We start from the raw sequence: 14,286 nt of genomic DNA, 5'->3' as shown, positions 1-14,286 counted from the left end.
AGATAACTTCATGATCGACCGGACGTTGGCGAGGTCGGTCGGTCACAGGTCGAGCAGGATCGTGCGGGGGCCGATGTTGAGGCTCTCGACGAGCATGTGGGCCCGGAAGCGGCCGGTCTCCACCTTGGCGCCGCGCTCGCGCAACGCCTCGACGACCGCCGTGACCAGCGGCTCGGCCGCCTCTGCCGGGGCGGCCGCCGTCCAGCTCGGGCGGCGGCCCCTGCGGGCGTCGCCGTAGAGGGTGAACTGGCTGACCACGAGGACCGGGGCACCGACGTCGGCCGCGCTGCGCTCGTCGTCGAGAATCCGCAGCTCGTGCACCTTGCGGGCCATCGTCGCGGCGGTCTCGGCGGTGTCGGTGTGGGTCACCCCGAGCAGCACCAGCAGGCCGTCGGCGATCTCGCCGACCACCTCCCCGTCCACCGTCACGCTGGCCCGGCCGACCGTCTGCACGACCGCGCGCATCAGGCGGTCACCGGCTCGATGATGCCCCGCTCCACGAGGTGCGCCACGATGGGGCCGGCCGCCTCGGCCAGCTCGGCGGGTTCGACGTCGTGCGCCGCGGCCAGCAGCGAGAGCTGGTCGCGCAGCGGTAGCCGGCCATCGGCGCCGCCGACCAGCGCCAGCACCAGCGGGTCGACCTCCTCGGTCCAGCGCAGCCCGTGCGGCATCGCGAGGACCTGCCGGTCCACCGCCCAGCCCTCGTCGCCCATGGTGGCCTCCTGCCGCAGCTGGAGGCCGTCGGCGGCCCGGTAGCGCTCGGCGAGCAGCGCCTCGGTGTCGCGTACCCGGAGGAAGTCCTGGCGGTCGAACCAGCCGGCGACCTGGTCGCCCAGCGGCGGCTGCACCCGCTGGCGCAGGTCCTCCACGCGGACCACCGGGTCGGCGTGCCCACCGCGGCGCAGCGACACGATGCCGAAGCCGATCGCCTCCACCTTGTGCGCGTCGAACCAGTCCAGCCAGGCGGCCATGCGCTGCGGGTCGGCGCTCTCGCCGACGTCGGTGAGCCACAGGTTGACGTACGCCATCGGGTCGGCGACCTCGCGCTGGATCACCCAGGCGTCCAGGCCGGTCCCGGCGAACCAGCCGGCCACCCGCTCGTCCCACTCCTCGCCGGCGACGTGCACCCAGTTCGCCAGGTACTGCATGGTGCCGCCCTCGGTCAGCAGGCCCGGCGCGGCGGCGGCCAGCTCGGCGCCGATCGCGTCACCCACCCGACCGGAGTCCCGGTAGACGTGCGTGGTGGTGCCCGGGCCGACCACGAACGGCGGGTTGCTCACCACCAGGTCGAAGCGCCGGCCGGCCACCGGCGCGACCATGTCGCCGCGTAGCAGCTCCCAGTCCTGCCCGTTGAGGGCGGCGGTGGTCGCGGCGAAGCGCAGGGCCCGCTCCGAGAGGTCCGTGGCGGTCACCGAGCGGGCGTGGGTGGACAGGTGCAGGGCCTGGATGCCGGAGCCGGTGCCCAGGTCCAGCGCGGTGTCGACCGGCCGGCGGACCGTCGCGCCGATCAGGGTCTGGGTGGCGCCGCCGATGCCGAGCACGTGCTCGGCGTGCAGGGGGCGGCCCGGCCGGGCGCTGGCCGGCACGTCCGCGAGCACCCACCAGTCGTCGCCGTACGGCTCCAGGTCGACACCGGCGCGCAGGCCGTCGCCGTGCCGCTCGACCAGTCCGCCGGCCACCGCCTCCGCGACGCTCAGCGGCGCCAGCGCGGCGGCCACCGTCGCCTCCGACTCGGTCTGGTCGCAGATGAACACCCGGATCAGGGTGCCCAGCGGGTCCCGGTCCTCGGTGGCCCGCAGCGCGGCCCGGTAGTCGTTGCGCGCGACCGCCCCGGTGGCCTGGGAGCCGAGCCGGCCGGCGATGCCGTTGCTGGTGAACCCGGCCCGGGTCAGCGCGGTGCGCAGCGCGTCGACGCCGGCGGGGGAGAGCAGCATGTCGTGTTCGTCCACGCCGCCATCCTGCCCTCCGCCGCGCCCCCGGTCCGCGCCACCCGCCGGATCGGACCCGGAGCGTCGGTGTTCACCACGGTCGGCGGCCGGGGCAGGATGGTGCCATGACGCTCGTGCTGCCCATCGACCCCGAGGCCAACCGGTTGCTGGAGCGCAGCCCGCTGGCCCGACTCGTCGGCATGGTCCTCGACCAACAGGTGCCGATGGAGAAGGCGTTCTCCTCGCCGTACGTGCTGGAGCAGCGGCTCGGCCACGAACTGGACGCGGCGGAGCTGGCCGCGTACGACCCGGAGGCCCTGGTCGCGCTCTTCGCCACCCCGCCCGCGCTGCACCGGTTCCCGAAGGCGATGGCGGCCCGGGTTCAGGAGGTGTGCCAGGTCCTGGTGGACCGCTACGACGGCGACGCCGCCCGGCTGTGGTCGGACGTCGCCGACGGCCCGGAGCTGTTCCGCCGGGTCGCCGAGCTGCCCGGCTTCGGCAGGCAGAAGGCGCAGATCTTCGTGGCACTGCTCGGCAAGCGGTTCGGGGTGACCCCGCAGGACTGGCGGGAGGCGGCCGGCGGCTACGGCGACCCGGGCGCGTACCGGTCGGTGGCCGACGTCACCGACGCCGACTCGCTGCGCCGGGTGCGGGACTACAAGCAGCAGATGAAGGCGGCCGCGAAGGCGAAGACCGCCGGCGCCTGACCCGGTGGTCGCTCAGGCGGCCGTGGGGTGGGCCAGCGAGGCCAGCGCGCGCCGGACGTCGGCGAGCGACACGGTGGCCGAGTCGTCCAGGTCGGCGAGGCCGGCCTCGATCCACTGCCGCATCAGCGTGGTGACCCCGATGCCCCTGGCGTCGGCGGCGGCCCGGACCCGGTCGTACGTCTCCAGCGGCAGCCGGATCGATCGGCTCACCATCGGCACGTCGGTGTCGGGGGTGGGCAGATCCACCGCCGGGCTCTCGTCGATCAGCTCGGCGATCCGGTCGTCGCCGCTGTGGAACTGCTTGGTCGCGTCGTTACGGTGCATCGTCACGGCCTCCTCATCGGCGAGATCTCCGCACGGCCTCGTCGTAGCGCTTGGACTCCACGTCGCTCAGCTCACGGGCGGAGAGGATGTCCCAGTCGTTGTCGGTGCCGTCGGCCTCGGCGAGCAGCACCGCCAGTCGGCGGCCCCGCCGGGCGGCGGCGTAGACCACCATCACGTCGTCGCCCAGGTGGCGGATCACCCGTCGGGCGCTGTGCAGCGCCTCCCAGACTTCCCCGGGCGTGACGTCGTAGACCCTCAGGTTGGCCAACGCCTCGTCGGTGAAGCTGAACCTGCTGCCCACATTCCGGAGCGTACCACGCACGTAACACGCTACGGGATGACTCGAAGTTCGCTGATCACGGCCTCGCGGTGACAGGATGAGTCGTAATCCCCTCGAGGAGGTTCATGGTGAAGCGTCAGGCGTACCAGCCGATTCTGATCACCGACGCCTCGCGCAGCCAGAGTGACCAGCTCACCAGCCGTCAGCGGCGCTACGTCCTGATGATGGGCATCCGGGTGGCCTGCATCGTCGCCGGCGCGATCCTGGTCGGCGTGAACGCACCCCTGCTCTGGCTCTGGCTGCCCCTGTGCGCCCTCGGCATGGTGCTCATCCCGTGGCTCGCCGTGCTGCTCGCCAACGACCGGCCGCCGAAGGACGAGCACCGGCTGGCCAACCGGTTCCACCCGCGCCAGAAGGACGACACCCCGCCGATGAGCCTCACCGCCGAGGAACGTCCCCACAAGGTCATCGACGTCGAACCCTGACCCGCGTACGGGCCAGGGTCCGACAAGTCACGATCGTGGTCGGGCGCCGACCGTGGAGACGGCCAGCGCGCCCAGATCCGTCGCCCGGTTCAACGCCGCCGTCGGGGTGGCACCCGCCAGCCAGGCGGTGAGCAGACCGGCCGCGAAGGCGTCGCCCGCCCCGGTGACGTCCACCACCGCCACCCGCCGGGCCGGGGCCACGCTGAGCGCGGCCGTGCGGTCCACCCAGACCGCGCCGGCCGCCCCGCGCTTGACCACCACCCGCCGGGCGGTCGCCGACAGCGCACGCGCCTGCGCCGCCGGGTCCAGGCCGCCGGCCAGCGCCGTCGCCTCGTCCGCGTTGAGCAGCAGGAGGTCGACGTCGCGTACCCAACCCAGGAAGGCTGCCGCGCCGACCCGCCGCAGCGGCGCCGCGGAGGCCGCGTCGACGCTGGTGGTGAGCCCGCGCTCGCGCGCCACGGCCAGCGCCCGCAGCCCGGCGCCGCGCGACCCGGCGTCCAACAGGGTGTACGCGGACAGGTGCAGATGCCCCGCGTCGGGCACGGCCGCGAGGGCCCGCTCGACGTGCTCGGCGCTGAGCCGCAGGTTCGCGCCCCGCTGGCTGACCATGGTGCGCTCGCCGTCGGTGGCCAGCACGATCACCGTGCCGGTCGGGACGCCCTCGATCCGGTCGACCGCGCAGTCGACGCCGGCCCCCTCCAACTCGCCGATCCGGTCGCGCCCCGCGTCGTCGTCGCCGACCGCGGCGACGAGCGTGACGTCCACCCCCTGGGCGGCGACCCAGGCGGCGGTGTTGGCCGCCTGCCCGCCGCCACCGAGGCTGATCCCGGCCGTCGTGTCCGAGCCGGCCGCGAGCGGCCCGGACAGCACGGCGACCACATCGGTGATCACGTCGCCGACGACGACCACCCGGGCCGGTCGGGTCATGCCGGGACGGCGGTGGTGCGGGCGGCCGAGGCCACCGCGATCCGCGCGGCCAGGTCGGCGTTGCGCAGGATGATCCGGACGTTCACCGCCAGGCTCGCGCCCTCGGTGGCCGAGTGGAAGTGCGACAGCAGGTACGGGGTCACGGCCTTGCCGGTCACCCCGTCCCGCTCCAGCCGGGCCAGGCCCTCGGTGAGGGTCCGGTCGTGCAACTCCGGGTCGAGCTGCTCGTCGACCGGCAGCGGGTTGGCGACGATCAGGCCGCCGGCGTGCACGGCCTGTCCGTCACGGGCGGCGAGCACGGCGGCGATCTGCTCCGGGGAGTCCACCGACCAGTCCAGGTCGAAGCCGCCGTCGGTGAGGTAGAAGCCGGGGAACCGGCGGGTGCGGTAACCCACCACGGCGACCCCCAGGGTCTCCAGCCGCTCCAGGGTCGCACCCACGTCGAGGATCGACTTGACCCCGGCGCAGACCACCGCGATCGGGGTCCGGGCCAGGGTGATCAGGTCCGCCGACTCGTCGAAGGTGTGCGCGGCCTCCCGGTGCACCCCGCCCAGACCGCCGGTGGCGAACACCCCGATCCCCGCCGCGGCGGCCACCGCGCTGGTCGCCGCCACGGTGGTGGCGCCGTCCGCGCCGGTCGCCGCCGCGACGGCCAGGTCGCGGACGGAGAGCTTGCTCACACCGTCGACGGTGGCCAGCCGGGTCAGCTGGGCGTCGTTGAGGCCGACGACCAGCTCGCCACCGATCATGCCGATCGTCGCGGGCACCGCCCCGGCGTCCCGGACCGCCTGCTCGATCTCCCGGGCCACGCGCAGGTTCTCCGGCCGGGGCAGGCCGTGCGAGACGATGGTGCTCTCCAGGGCGACGACGGGCCGGCCGTCGTGCAGGGCGTCGGCCACCTCGGTGCCGTAGCTGATGCGAAAGTCAGTCACGGGGGGCACGGTACGGGGTCCCGCTCCGGCCGGCCTCAAGTGGACCCGGCCGTGATGACCTGCCAAACTTGACGGTTGGAGGTGCAGACGTGAGCACAGAGGTTCTCGAGCGTCCGGAGCTGAAGGACGCCGACACCGGTCCCGAGATGTTCCATTACGTCCGCAAGGAGAAGATCGCCGAGAGTGCCGTCATGGGCACCTACGTCGTGGCGCTCTGCGGGGAGACCTTCCCGGTCACCAAGGCGGCCAAGCCGGGTTCTCCGGTCTGCCCCAAGTGCAAGGAGATCTACGACTCGTACCGCGAGTGAACATCGGCCGGCGTCCCGGCCGGCGACGTAGCCTGCGGCGGTGACCACCTCCACCGCCCTGCTCCTCGCCGACCTGACCGGGGTGGCGGTGTTCGCCGCCTCCGGGGCGTCGGCGGCGGTGGCCAAACGACTCGACCTGTTCGGGGTCGCGTTCGTCGGCTTCGTGGCCGCCCTCGGTGGCGGGATCTTCCGGGACCTGGTCATCGACGAGGTGCCACCGCTGGCCTTCGCCGACTGGCGGTACGCGGCCACCGCCGCGATCACCGCCCTCGCTGTCTTCTGGCTGCATCCGCAGCTGGCCCGGCTGCGCACCACCGTGCTGGTGCTGGACGCGGCGGGCCTCGGGCTGTTCACCGTGACCGGCACGCTCAAGGCGCTCGACGCCCGGGTGCCGGCGGTCGGTGCCTGCCTGATCGGCATGCTCACCGCGATCGGCGGCGGCCTCGGCCGGGATCTCCTCACCGCCGAGATTCCGGTCGTGCTGCGCCGGGAGATCTACGCGGTGGCCGCGCTCGTCGGCTCGGTCGCGGTGGTGCTCCTGTACGTGACCGGGCAGACCGGGCCGGTGCCGCTCACCGCCGCCGCGGTGCTGGTCTTCGGGCTGCGTCTGGTCGCGCTGCGCCGGCGCTGGTCCGCCCCGGTGGCGGCCCTGCGGCCGCCGCGTTCCGACGCGGCGGATCCGCGTACCGACCGGGAGTGGTGAGGCGCTCGGCCCTCCGACGGGCGGGGGTGGCGGATGTGACCAGCGTGGCGTCGCCTGGGCCGCGGCGCTCGCGCTGGTTATGCTGAGTCGGCCTTCGCGGCAGCTTCTGCGCGGAGGCGTTTTCATGGGCGGCGGCACACGTGGCCCTCGCCCGGGGTCCGCCATCGTGCGGTCGGAGAGGAGCTTCGCGTGGCAGCCCGGACGCCGGTGCTCGAGACGTTCCCGGCACTACGCGCCTGGCAGCGCAAAGCCCTGGTGGAGTACCTGCGCCGGCGCACCGAGGACTTCACCGCGGTCGCCACGCCCGGCGCCGGCAAGACCACCTTCGCCCTGCGGATCGCCGCCGAGCTGCTCGGCGACGGCACGGTGGAGGCGGTCACCGTGGTCGCGCCGACCGAGCACCTGAAGAACCAGTGGGCCGAGGCCGCCGCACGGGTGGGCATCCAACTCGACGCCGCGTTCCGCAACGCCGACGTGCACTCCGCGGCGGACTTCCACGGCGCCGTGATCACCTATGCCCAGGTGGGTATGGCCCCGCAGGTGCACCGGCGGCGCACCATGACCCGGCGCACCCTGGTCATCCTCGACGAGATCCACCACGCCGGCGACTCCCGCACCTGGGGCGACGGCGTGAAGGCCGCCTTCGAGCCCGCCGTACGCCGGCTGATGCTCACCGGGACGCCGTTCCGCTCCGACGACAACCCGATCCCGTTCGTCAGCTACGAGCGGGGCGGTGACGGGCTGCTGCGCTCCCGCGCCGACTCCGTGTACGGCTACTCCGACGCGCTGCGCGACGGGGTGGTCCGGCCGGTGCTCTTCCTGGCCTACTCCGGGGAGACCCGCTGGCGGACCAACGCGGGCGAGGAGCTGGCGGCCCGGCTCGGCGAGCCGATGACCCAGGACCTGGTGGCGCAGGCGTGGCGTACCGCGCTGGACCCGGCCGGGGACTGGATGCCGCAGGTGCTGCGGGCCGCCGACGCCCGGCTCACCGTGCTGCGCAACGCCGGGATGGCCGACGCCGGTGGGCTGATCATCGCCACCGACCAGCAGTCCGCCCGCTCGTACGCGAAGCTCATCGAGCAGGTGACCGGCGAGAAGGCCACCGTGGTGCTCTCCGACGACCTGGGCGCGTCCGCCCGGATCGCGACGTTCGCGGCGTCCCAGCAGCGCTGGCTGGTGGCGGTGCGGATGGTCTCCGAGGGGGTGGACATCCCGCGGCTCGCCGTCGGCGTCTACGCCACCAGTGCCAGCACCCCGCTCTATTTCGCCCAGGCGATCGGCCGGTTCGTCCGGGCACGCCGGCCGGGGGAGACCGCGTCGGTCTTCCTGCCCAGCGTGCCGCACCTGCTCGGGCTGGCCAGCGAGATGGAGACCGAGCGGGACCACGTGCTCGGCAAGCCGAAGGAATCCGACGGTTTCGACGACGACCTGCTGGAACGGGCGCAGCGCGACGACCAGGCCAGTGGGGAGCTGGAGAAGCGGTTCGCCGCGCTCTCGGCCACCGCCGAGCTGGACCAGGTGATCTTCGACGGGGCGTCGTTCGGCACCGCGGCCCAGGCCGGCACGCCCGAGGAGGAGGAGTACCTCGGCCTGCCCGGCCTCCTCACCGCCGACCAGGTCTCCCTGCTGCTGACCAAGCGGCAGGCCGCACAACTCGCCGCCCAACGCCGTCGTACCGCCGAGGGGGCCGCTCAGCCGGCCGCTGCGCCCGCCGCCGCGCCGCCGGCACCCATGAGCGCCGCCCAGCGCCGGGTGGCGCTACGGCGCCAGCTGAACGCTCTGGTGGCCGCCCGGCACCACCGCACCGGCCAGCCGCACGGCAAGATCCACGCCGAGTTGCGTCGGCTCTGCGGCGGTCCGCCGAGCGCCCAGGCCACCATCGAGCAACTCGAAGAACGCATCGCCACCGTGCAGACCCTCTGACCCCACCGGCACCACCCCGCAGCGCACGATCCGCGCAGCTTCGGGGAAGCTGCTGCCTCCCGGCGCGTCGAGGCAGCACTTCCCCGGAAGTTGTGTGGATCTCCCGCGCCCGCCGGGATCAGCTCGCCAAGGTCGTGCAACATCCTGGTTGTAGTGGCCTGCCCCGTGTGCGGACACCACTACAACCAGGATCGAGCACGATCTTGGCGCCGGGCGCCGGGCGCCGGGCGCGGGGCGCGGGGCGCGGGGCGCGGGGCGCGGGGCGCGGGGCGCGGGCGCGGGGCACAGAGAAAAGCCGACCGGAGACACCGTCTGGTGTCTCCGGTCGGCTATGTCGGGTTGCGGATTTAGTTCGCCATCAGATCGGCGCCACGCCAGCTGAACTCGGGGTCCGTCGCGAACCGGACGGTGATCTTCACGAGATCCTCCGCGTACTTGTTCGCGTGGTGCCCACAGAACACCAACTCGCTCCCACCCGCCAGAGTGATCCGGAGCTTGCCGGCAGCATTGCAGCGGTCGCACCGTTCATCGGCGGCTGGGGGCGCCACCGTCTCGGGCGGCGGCGTGAGGGTCGGGGTCATCGCCTTCCTCCTCTGGTCGTCACCGATGAACAATCTCTTCGGTCGTTGCTCACCTATCGTGCAACACCCTTGCCAGGCGCTGCCTTCCCTGTGTGCCCGCGGGGGACCGAGGTCACACATGGCAGGGACAGTGTGCCGTGCACCCAGGGTGCCACGTCAACGATCACATTCGTGCATCCGGACGATCACCATCTGGCGTTGCACACCAGGTGGTCAAAACGACACGTTCGGTTGACGAAACCCGCTCAGTCCAGGTAATCCCGGAGGACCTGCGACCGGGACGGGTGTCGCAGCTTGGACATCGTCTTGGACTCGATCTGCCGGATCCGCTCCCGGGTCACCCCGTAGACCTGACCGATCTCGTCGAGCGTCCTGGGCTGGCCGTCGGTCAGGCCGAAGCGCAGGCGTACCACACCCGCCTCACGCTCGGAGAGCGTCTGCAGCACCTGCTGGAGCTGGTCCTGCAGGAGCGAGAACGAAACGGCGTCGACCGCGACCACGGCCTCGGAATCCTCGATGAAGTCACCGAGCTGGCTGTCGCCCTCGTCGCCGATGGTCTGGTCCAGTGAGATGGGCTCCCGGGCGTACTGCTGGATCTCCAGCACCTTCTCGGGTGTGATGTCCATCTCCTTGGCCAGCTCCTCCGGCGTGGGCTCACGGCCCAGGTCCTGGAGCAGCTCGCGCTGTATGCGACCGAGCTTGTTGATGACCTCGACCATGTGCACCGGGATGCGGATGGTGCGGGCCTGGTCGGCCATCGCGCGGGTGATCGCCTGCCGGATCCACCAGGTGGCGTACGTGGAGAACTTGTAGCCCTTGGTGTAGTCGAACTTCTCCACCGCGCGGATCAGGCCGAGGTTGCCCTCCTGGATCAGGTCCAGGAAGGCCATGCCGCGTCCCGTGTACCGCTTGGCCAGCGACACCACCAGGCGGAGGTTGGCCTCCAGCAGGTGGTTCTTGGCGCGTTCGCCGTCGCGGGAGATCCAGCCCAGGTCGCGGACCATCTCCCGGGTGAGCTTCTCCTCGCCCTCGTCGGCCGCGCGCAGCCGCTCGGCGGCGTAGAGCCCGGCCTCGATCCGCTTGGCCAGCTCCACCTCCTGCTCGGCGTTGAGCAGCGGGACCTTGCCGATCTGCTTCAGGTATGCCCGGACCGAGTCGGCGGAGGCGGTCAGCTCGGCGTCGCGCCGGGCCTGCTTGAGCGCCTCGGACTCCTCGTCGTCCCACTCGAAGTCGTTGTCGGTGGCCGAGGCGGCGGCGTCGGTCTCGGCGGCCTGGGCCAGCTCGGCCGGCTCCTCGACAACCACGTCCTCGATCGTGGCGGCGAGCTCCTCCGGGTCGATCTCACCCTCGGCGCCCTCGCCCTTGGCCTTGCCGCCGGCCTTGACCGGCTTGGCGCCGGCAGCCGCGGCGACCGTCGCCTTGGTGGCCCGGGTCGACCGGGTCGCCTTCGCGGGCGTCGCCGCCGCGGCGGTGCTGCCGGCGGCCTTGGCCGCGGCCACCTTCCGCGGAGCGGGCGTCGACGGCGCCTCGTCGGAGGCGGGCGCCTGCTTCGGCGCCGGCGCGGCGGCCTTCTTGGTGGTCTTTGCGGTGGTGGCCCGGGACGCCGGCGTGGTCGAGCGGGCCGCGGCGACGCGGCGGCGGGTGCTCGCCGAGCCGTCCACCACCACGGTCACTCCCGCCTCGGAGAGCGCCCGCAGAATCTTCTTGGCCTGGGCCGGAGTCACCTCGGCGGACTCGACGGTGCGCGCGAGCTGGGCCGACGTGAGCTGACCACCGGCGCTCTGCGCGTGGGCGATCAGGGTGTCGGTGAGCGAGCGAACGTCGGCGCCGGTCTGGCGGGGTTCTGTCACGAATGACCTTCCGGAGGCGAAGAGCGGGTACGGCCGGGTCGTCCGGCGCAGCGTGGGGCAACAGGCCGGGCGATGTGGTTGAGGGACCCCCGTGTCCCGGGCCGGCCGGTGGTCGGCGGTCCGGGGCGCGTGGGCGCAGGGGTGAATTGTAACGCCGTCTGCGGCGATCATCCTGCGCCGCACGGCGTAACGACGGTTGGGGACCGCCAAATCGGCGCAGATGTGGACTTTGTAAGGATGATACTCGCGCGTGAGCCGGAAAGCCCCGGTCGTGCGGGAAGGGGACCTGGGATGGACCGTTCGGTGCCGTCACCGCACGAACTGTTGGCGATCGCGCTGGACGTGGCGCGGGACGCCGCGGCCACCGCGTACCGGATGCGGGTCGAGGGTGTCTCGGTCGCGGCGACCAAGAGCACGGTAACCGACGTCGTCACCGCGGCGGACCGGGCGGTCGAGCGGCAGGTGCTCGACGCGTTGCACCGGTTGCGGCCGGGCGACGCCGTGCTCGGGGAGGAGTACGGCACGGGGGACACCGGGCCGGTGGGGCCGGGCGGCGTGCGATGGATCATCGACCCGATCGACGGCACGGTCAACTACCTCTACGGGCTGCCGTACAGCGCGGTGTCGCTCGCCGCCGAGGTGGACGGGGTGGTGGTCGCCGGCGTGGTGCGCAACGTGAGCACCGGCGAGGAGTGGACCGCCACGGCCGGCGGGGGCGCCTGGCGCGACGGCGTCCGGTTGCGCTGTTCCGGTGAGGCCGACCTGGGGCAGGCGCTGGTGGGCACCGGCTTCGGCTACGACGCCGGCCGCCGGGCGCACCAGGCACGGGTGGTGGCAGGGCTGATCGCGCACGTGCGGGACATCCGCCGGCTCGGTGCCGCCGCGCTGGATCTCTGCCTGGTCGCGGAGGGGCGGCTCGACGCGTACTTCGAGAAGGGTCTGGCCGCCTGGGACCTCGCGGCCGGCGGCCTGGTGGCCGCCGAGGCGGGCGTGCGGGTCGCCGGCCTGGACGGTGGCGCGCCCGGCCCGGACCTGGTGATCGCGGCCCCGCCGGCGCTCTTCACGCCGCTGCACGACCGGCTGGCCGCCCTCGACGCCACCGGCGGGCCCTGACCGCACCCCGTGCGGTGATCGGCCCGGCTACGGGGTCACTTGTCGGCGGGGGGAGACGGGCAGGAGCCCTTGGGCGCCTCCGGGGCGCCCAGGTCGCCGAGGGACTGGTTGACCTCGGTGGTGGTGGCGAGCTGCTGGAAGCTGTTGCCCAGCACCACGTCCACGGTGTCGTCGGTGCGCTTCTCGTCGTAGTCCGGCTCGGCGTTGTTGAGGAAGTACGCCTGCAGCAGGTGGGCCGAGCCGACGCCCTTGGGGCCGTACCGCAGCACGGCCACGTCGTCGATCCCCTTGGGCGCGTTGCCGACCTTCTGCACCTGGAACTTGCGGTTGCGGAAGTCGTCCGCGACGGCGCCGGCCCGGCCCGGCTCGTCCGTGGCGTTGAACACGTTGATCTTGACGTCCTTGGTTTCGCGCAGGGCGAGGTCGGCCAGTGGCCAGCCGTCCGGGCAACCCTGGGCCGTGCCCGCGTTGCCCTGACTGTCGCGGACGATCGCCGTGACCACGAAGGCCAGGGCCAGCACCCCGAGCAGACCGACGACGACGAGTGCTCGCACTCGCGCAAAACTCATCTGGGCGCTCCCGGGACCTCAGGTGGGTGGCGGCGGCCGCCAACGATCGCACTGACCGAGGGCCGTCGAATACGCCGCTGAGGTTAACGGTTGTCCGGCCGTCGCGTGGAAACAGTCCGACATGCCGGCGCGCCGACCGCGAACCGGGTACTACTACCCCTATCTTCGTGTCGCCTGAATCACATTGGGAACAACTTCGCGTGCGGGGGCGTACATCTCAGCCGCAAGGGCGGTATACATGCCTCGCCCAAAGGGGGGGTAAGGTTCCGCGCTCGCAGGGGAGTCGCCCCAGCGGTCCCCGACCCGTTCGGTCCCCGGGTCGGGTGCCCGACACAACTGGTGGCCGGCCAGCGGAACCGAAACAGCGTCGTCCGGCGTTACAACCGGAAGCGACAACATCGATATGGGAGAGTGAAACCGATGGCCACCGACTACGACGCCCCGCGTCGCGACGAGGTCGACCTCGGCGAGGACAGCCTGGAAGAGCTCAAGGCCCGGCGCGTCGACTCACAGTCCGGCGCGGTGGACGTCGACGAGGCCGAGGTAGCCGAGAGCTTCGAGCTGCCCGGTGCCGATCTGGCCGACGAGGAGCTCACGGTCAAGGTTCTACCGATGCAGCAGGACGAGTTCCGGTGTGCCCGCTGCTTCCTGGTACACCACCGCAGCCAGCTGGCCGTCGAGCGTAACGGCGAGTTGATCTGCCGCGAGTGCGTCTGACACTCACGACACCAGCGGCGGCCTCCTGAACGGGGCCGCCGCTGCCGGTGTAGCCGTGCGGCAGCCGGTGTAGCCGTGCGGCACCGCTGGGTACCTGCTTGACTCGTAGCGGGTAGTTCAGAGCACCGGGAGGTTCGAGCCATGAGCGATCGAGGCGACACCACCGGCGGCGGCGCGGAGGATCTCGGCGCCACCGTCGCGGCGTTGACCGCCGACGACATCGAACCGGCCCGGCGCCGTCAACTGCTGACCCGGATGGTCGGGCAGGCCCGCGCCCGCGGGATCTCCGACCTGTTCAAGCCGCGCGCCGCCGTGCGCTGGATGGTCGACACCGTCGCCGAGATCGCCCCGCACCTACCGGTGCGGGACCTGGCGACCCTGCGTCAGCACTTTCCCGGCCTGGACGACGACGCCCTGTCCGAGCGGCTGATCCGCAACGCCGCCCGGACCACCGCCGGGATCGGCGCCGCCGGTGGGGGAGTCGCCGCGGTCGAGTGGACGGTCGCCCCGACCCTGCTCTCCGCGCCGGTGCTGCTCGCCGCCGAGACGGTCGCCGTGGTGGCGGTGGAGCTGAAGCTGGTCGGTGAGCTGCACGAGGTGCACCGCGTGACACTGCCGAGCAGTGGCAGCCAACGGGCGGTCGCCCTCATTCACTCCTGGGCCACCCAGCGCGGGGTCAACCCGATGGTGCCCGGCGTGGGGGTCGGCGCCGTGCTCGGCACCGCCGCACGCAAGGAGCTGCGGGACACGCTGCTCCGGCGCTTCGGGCGCAACCTCACCACGCTCGGGCCGTTCCTCACCGGCGCGGCGGTGGCCAGCTTCCTCAACCGCCGGGCCACCCGCCAGATGGCCGACCAGCTCCGGGTCGACCTGCACCGCCGGGGCATCGCCCGTCCGGCACCACCGCAGGCCCTGCCCGGCCCGCCCACCGGCACCTGA

The 14,286-nt window shown here is 72.8% G+C and carries 17 protein-coding genes; 8 read left to right on the top strand and 9 right to left on the bottom strand.

Annotated elements, in window-relative coordinates; genetic code table 11:
* Positions 1–42 precede the first annotated feature (42 nt).
* Both dtd and ACTWLT_RS04875 read right to left on the bottom strand, forming a co-directional pair.
* Positions 43–465 (bottom strand): D-aminoacyl-tRNA deacylase, encoded by a 423-nt coding sequence (dtd, locus tag ACTWLT_RS04880; RefSeq protein WP_445317297.1) that lies wholly within the window; start codon positions 463–465, stop codon positions 43–45.
* The gene (locus tag ACTWLT_RS04875) at positions 465–1,949 is read right to left on the bottom strand and encodes a DUF7782 domain-containing protein (protein WP_445317296.1); all 1,485 of its coding nucleotides are present in this window, start codon (positions 1,947–1,949) and stop codon (positions 465–467) included. The genes dtd and ACTWLT_RS04875 overlap by 1 nt, the downstream gene beginning before the upstream one ends.
* Before the next feature lie 104 nt (positions 1,950–2,053).
* Here ACTWLT_RS04875 and ACTWLT_RS04870 point away from each other — a divergent pair, with 104 nt between their 5' ends.
* On the top strand, positions 2,054–2,635 hold the full coding sequence (locus ACTWLT_RS04870; RefSeq protein ID WP_252416556.1) for an HhH-GPD-type base excision DNA repair protein: 582 nt from the start codon (positions 2,054–2,056) through the stop codon (positions 2,633–2,635).
* A 12-nt stretch (positions 2,636–2,647) separates the two neighbouring features.
* Here ACTWLT_RS04870 and ACTWLT_RS04865 read toward each other — a convergent pair whose 3' ends face one another.
* Both ACTWLT_RS04865 and ACTWLT_RS04860 read right to left on the bottom strand, forming a co-directional pair.
* Entirely contained in the window at positions 2,648–2,959 is a 312-nt protein-coding gene (locus tag ACTWLT_RS04865) for a YlcI/YnfO family protein (protein ID WP_252416780.1), read from the bottom strand.
* Positions 2,960–2,972: 13 nt separating this feature from the next.
* On the bottom strand, positions 2,973–3,260 hold the full coding sequence (locus tag ACTWLT_RS04860) for a hypothetical protein (protein WP_074318059.1): 288 nt from the start codon (positions 3,258–3,260) through the stop codon (positions 2,973–2,975).
* 104 nt (positions 3,261–3,364) lie between these two features.
* On the opposite strand from ACTWLT_RS04860, the gene ACTWLT_RS04855 reads away from it, so the two are divergent.
* Positions 3,365–3,724: a DUF3099 domain-containing protein gene (locus ACTWLT_RS04855; protein WP_252416555.1), complete on the top strand. Its 360-nt coding sequence runs from the start codon at positions 3,365–3,367 to the stop codon at positions 3,722–3,724.
* A gap of 27 nt (positions 3,725–3,751) precedes the next feature.
* Here ACTWLT_RS04855 and ACTWLT_RS04850 read toward each other — a convergent pair whose 3' ends face one another.
* Positions 3,752–4,651 (bottom strand): carbohydrate kinase family protein, encoded by a 900-nt coding sequence (locus ACTWLT_RS04850; protein ID WP_445317295.1) that lies wholly within the window; start codon positions 4,649–4,651, stop codon positions 3,752–3,754.
* Positions 4,648–5,583, bottom strand: coding sequence for a pseudouridine-5'-phosphate glycosidase (locus ACTWLT_RS04845; protein WP_445317294.1), 936 nt, complete (start codon positions 5,581–5,583; stop codon positions 4,648–4,650). Before ACTWLT_RS04845 ends, ACTWLT_RS04850 begins: the two co-directional genes overlap by 4 nt.
* Positions 5,584–5,672: 89 nt before the next feature.
* Between ACTWLT_RS04845 and ACTWLT_RS04840 the strand changes: the two genes are divergently transcribed.
* The 3 genes from ACTWLT_RS04840 (at position 5,673) to ACTWLT_RS04830 (ending at position 8,517) form a co-directional block, all read left to right on the top strand.
* Positions 5,673–5,891, top strand: a complete 219-nt coding sequence (locus tag ACTWLT_RS04840; RefSeq protein ID WP_088946800.1) for a DUF3039 domain-containing protein — start codon at positions 5,673–5,675, stop codon at positions 5,889–5,891.
* 40 nt (positions 5,892–5,931) lie between these two features.
* Complete coding sequence (locus ACTWLT_RS04835; protein WP_252416552.1) at positions 5,932–6,594, top strand: trimeric intracellular cation channel family protein; 663 nt, start codon at positions 5,932–5,934, stop codon at positions 6,592–6,594.
* Between the two features lie 189 nt (positions 6,595–6,783).
* Positions 6,784–8,517 carry a DEAD/DEAH box helicase gene (locus ACTWLT_RS04830; RefSeq protein ID WP_252416551.1) on the top strand — a complete coding sequence of 578 codons (1,734 nt, stop codon included), beginning with the start codon at positions 6,784–6,786 and terminating at the stop codon, positions 8,515–8,517.
* Positions 8,518–8,864: 347 nt separating this feature from the next.
* Here the strand turns inward: ACTWLT_RS04830 and ACTWLT_RS04825 are convergent, their stop codons facing one another.
* Complete coding sequence (locus ACTWLT_RS04825; RefSeq protein WP_074474066.1) at positions 8,865–9,098, bottom strand: DUF7455 domain-containing protein; 234 nt, start codon at positions 9,096–9,098, stop codon at positions 8,865–8,867.
* Between the two features lie 245 nt (positions 9,099–9,343).
* Complete coding sequence (locus ACTWLT_RS04820; RefSeq protein WP_445317293.1) at positions 9,344–10,948, bottom strand: RNA polymerase sigma factor; 1,605 nt, start codon at positions 10,946–10,948, stop codon at positions 9,344–9,346.
* 291 nt (positions 10,949–11,239) lie between these two features.
* Between ACTWLT_RS04820 and ACTWLT_RS04815 the strand changes: the two genes are divergently transcribed.
* A complete protein-coding gene (locus tag ACTWLT_RS04815; RefSeq protein WP_445317292.1) occupies positions 11,240–12,061 on the top strand; it encodes an inositol monophosphatase family protein in 822 nt (273 codons plus the stop codon).
* 35 nt (positions 12,062–12,096) lie between these two features.
* On the opposite strand, the gene ACTWLT_RS04810 is transcribed toward ACTWLT_RS04815, so the two are convergent.
* Positions 12,097–12,615, bottom strand: coding sequence for a LytR C-terminal domain-containing protein (locus ACTWLT_RS04810; protein WP_445317404.1), 519 nt, complete (start codon positions 12,613–12,615; stop codon positions 12,097–12,099).
* A gap of 435 nt (positions 12,616–13,050) precedes the next feature.
* Here ACTWLT_RS04810 and ACTWLT_RS04805 point away from each other — a divergent pair, with 435 nt between their 5' ends.
* Together ACTWLT_RS04805 and ACTWLT_RS04800 are read left to right on the top strand one after the other, a co-directional pair.
* On the top strand, positions 13,051–13,347 hold the full coding sequence (locus ACTWLT_RS04805; RefSeq protein ID WP_007075406.1) for a DUF4193 domain-containing protein: 297 nt from the start codon (positions 13,051–13,053) through the stop codon (positions 13,345–13,347).
* Positions 13,348–13,488: 141 nt separating this feature from the next.
* Positions 13,489–14,286, top strand: a complete 798-nt coding sequence (locus ACTWLT_RS04800; RefSeq protein WP_445317291.1) for a hypothetical protein — start codon at positions 13,489–13,491, stop codon at positions 14,284–14,286.

The organism is Micromonospora yongxingensis (genome assembly GCF_052601155.1).
The sequence above is the reverse complement of the archived record's forward strand: the minus strand, read 5'-3'. Positions and strand labels throughout refer to the sequence as shown.

Bases quoted from the DNA above. Each gene is read 5' to 3' on its own strand.
- ACTWLT_RS04825 (WP_074474066.1), bottom strand. From the start codon at position 9,098: ATGACCCCGACCCTCACGCCGCCGCCCGAGACGGTGGCGCCCCCAGCC.
- ACTWLT_RS04865 (WP_252416780.1), bottom strand. From the start codon at position 2,959: ATGCACCGTAACGACGCGACCAAGCAGTTCCACAGCGGCGACGACCGG.
- ACTWLT_RS04850 (WP_445317295.1), bottom strand. From the start codon at position 4,651: ATGACCCGACCGGCCCGGGTGGTCGTCGTCGGCGACGTGATCACCGAT.
- ACTWLT_RS04815 (WP_445317292.1), top strand. From the start codon at position 11,240: ATGGACCGTTCGGTGCCGTCACCGCACGAACTGTTGGCGATCGCGCTG.
- ACTWLT_RS04800 (WP_445317291.1), top strand. From the start codon at position 13,489: ATGAGCGATCGAGGCGACACCACCGGCGGCGGCGCGGAGGATCTCGGC.
- ACTWLT_RS04805 (WP_007075406.1), top strand. From the start codon at position 13,051: ATGGCCACCGACTACGACGCCCCGCGTCGCGACGAGGTCGACCTCGGC.
- dtd (WP_445317297.1), bottom strand. From the start codon at position 465: ATGCGCGCGGTCGTGCAGACGGTCGGCCGGGCCAGCGTGACGGTGGAC.
- ACTWLT_RS04855 (WP_252416555.1), top strand. From the start codon at position 3,365: ATGGTGAAGCGTCAGGCGTACCAGCCGATTCTGATCACCGACGCCTCG.
- ACTWLT_RS04870 (WP_252416556.1), top strand. From the start codon at position 2,054: ATGACGCTCGTGCTGCCCATCGACCCCGAGGCCAACCGGTTGCTGGAG.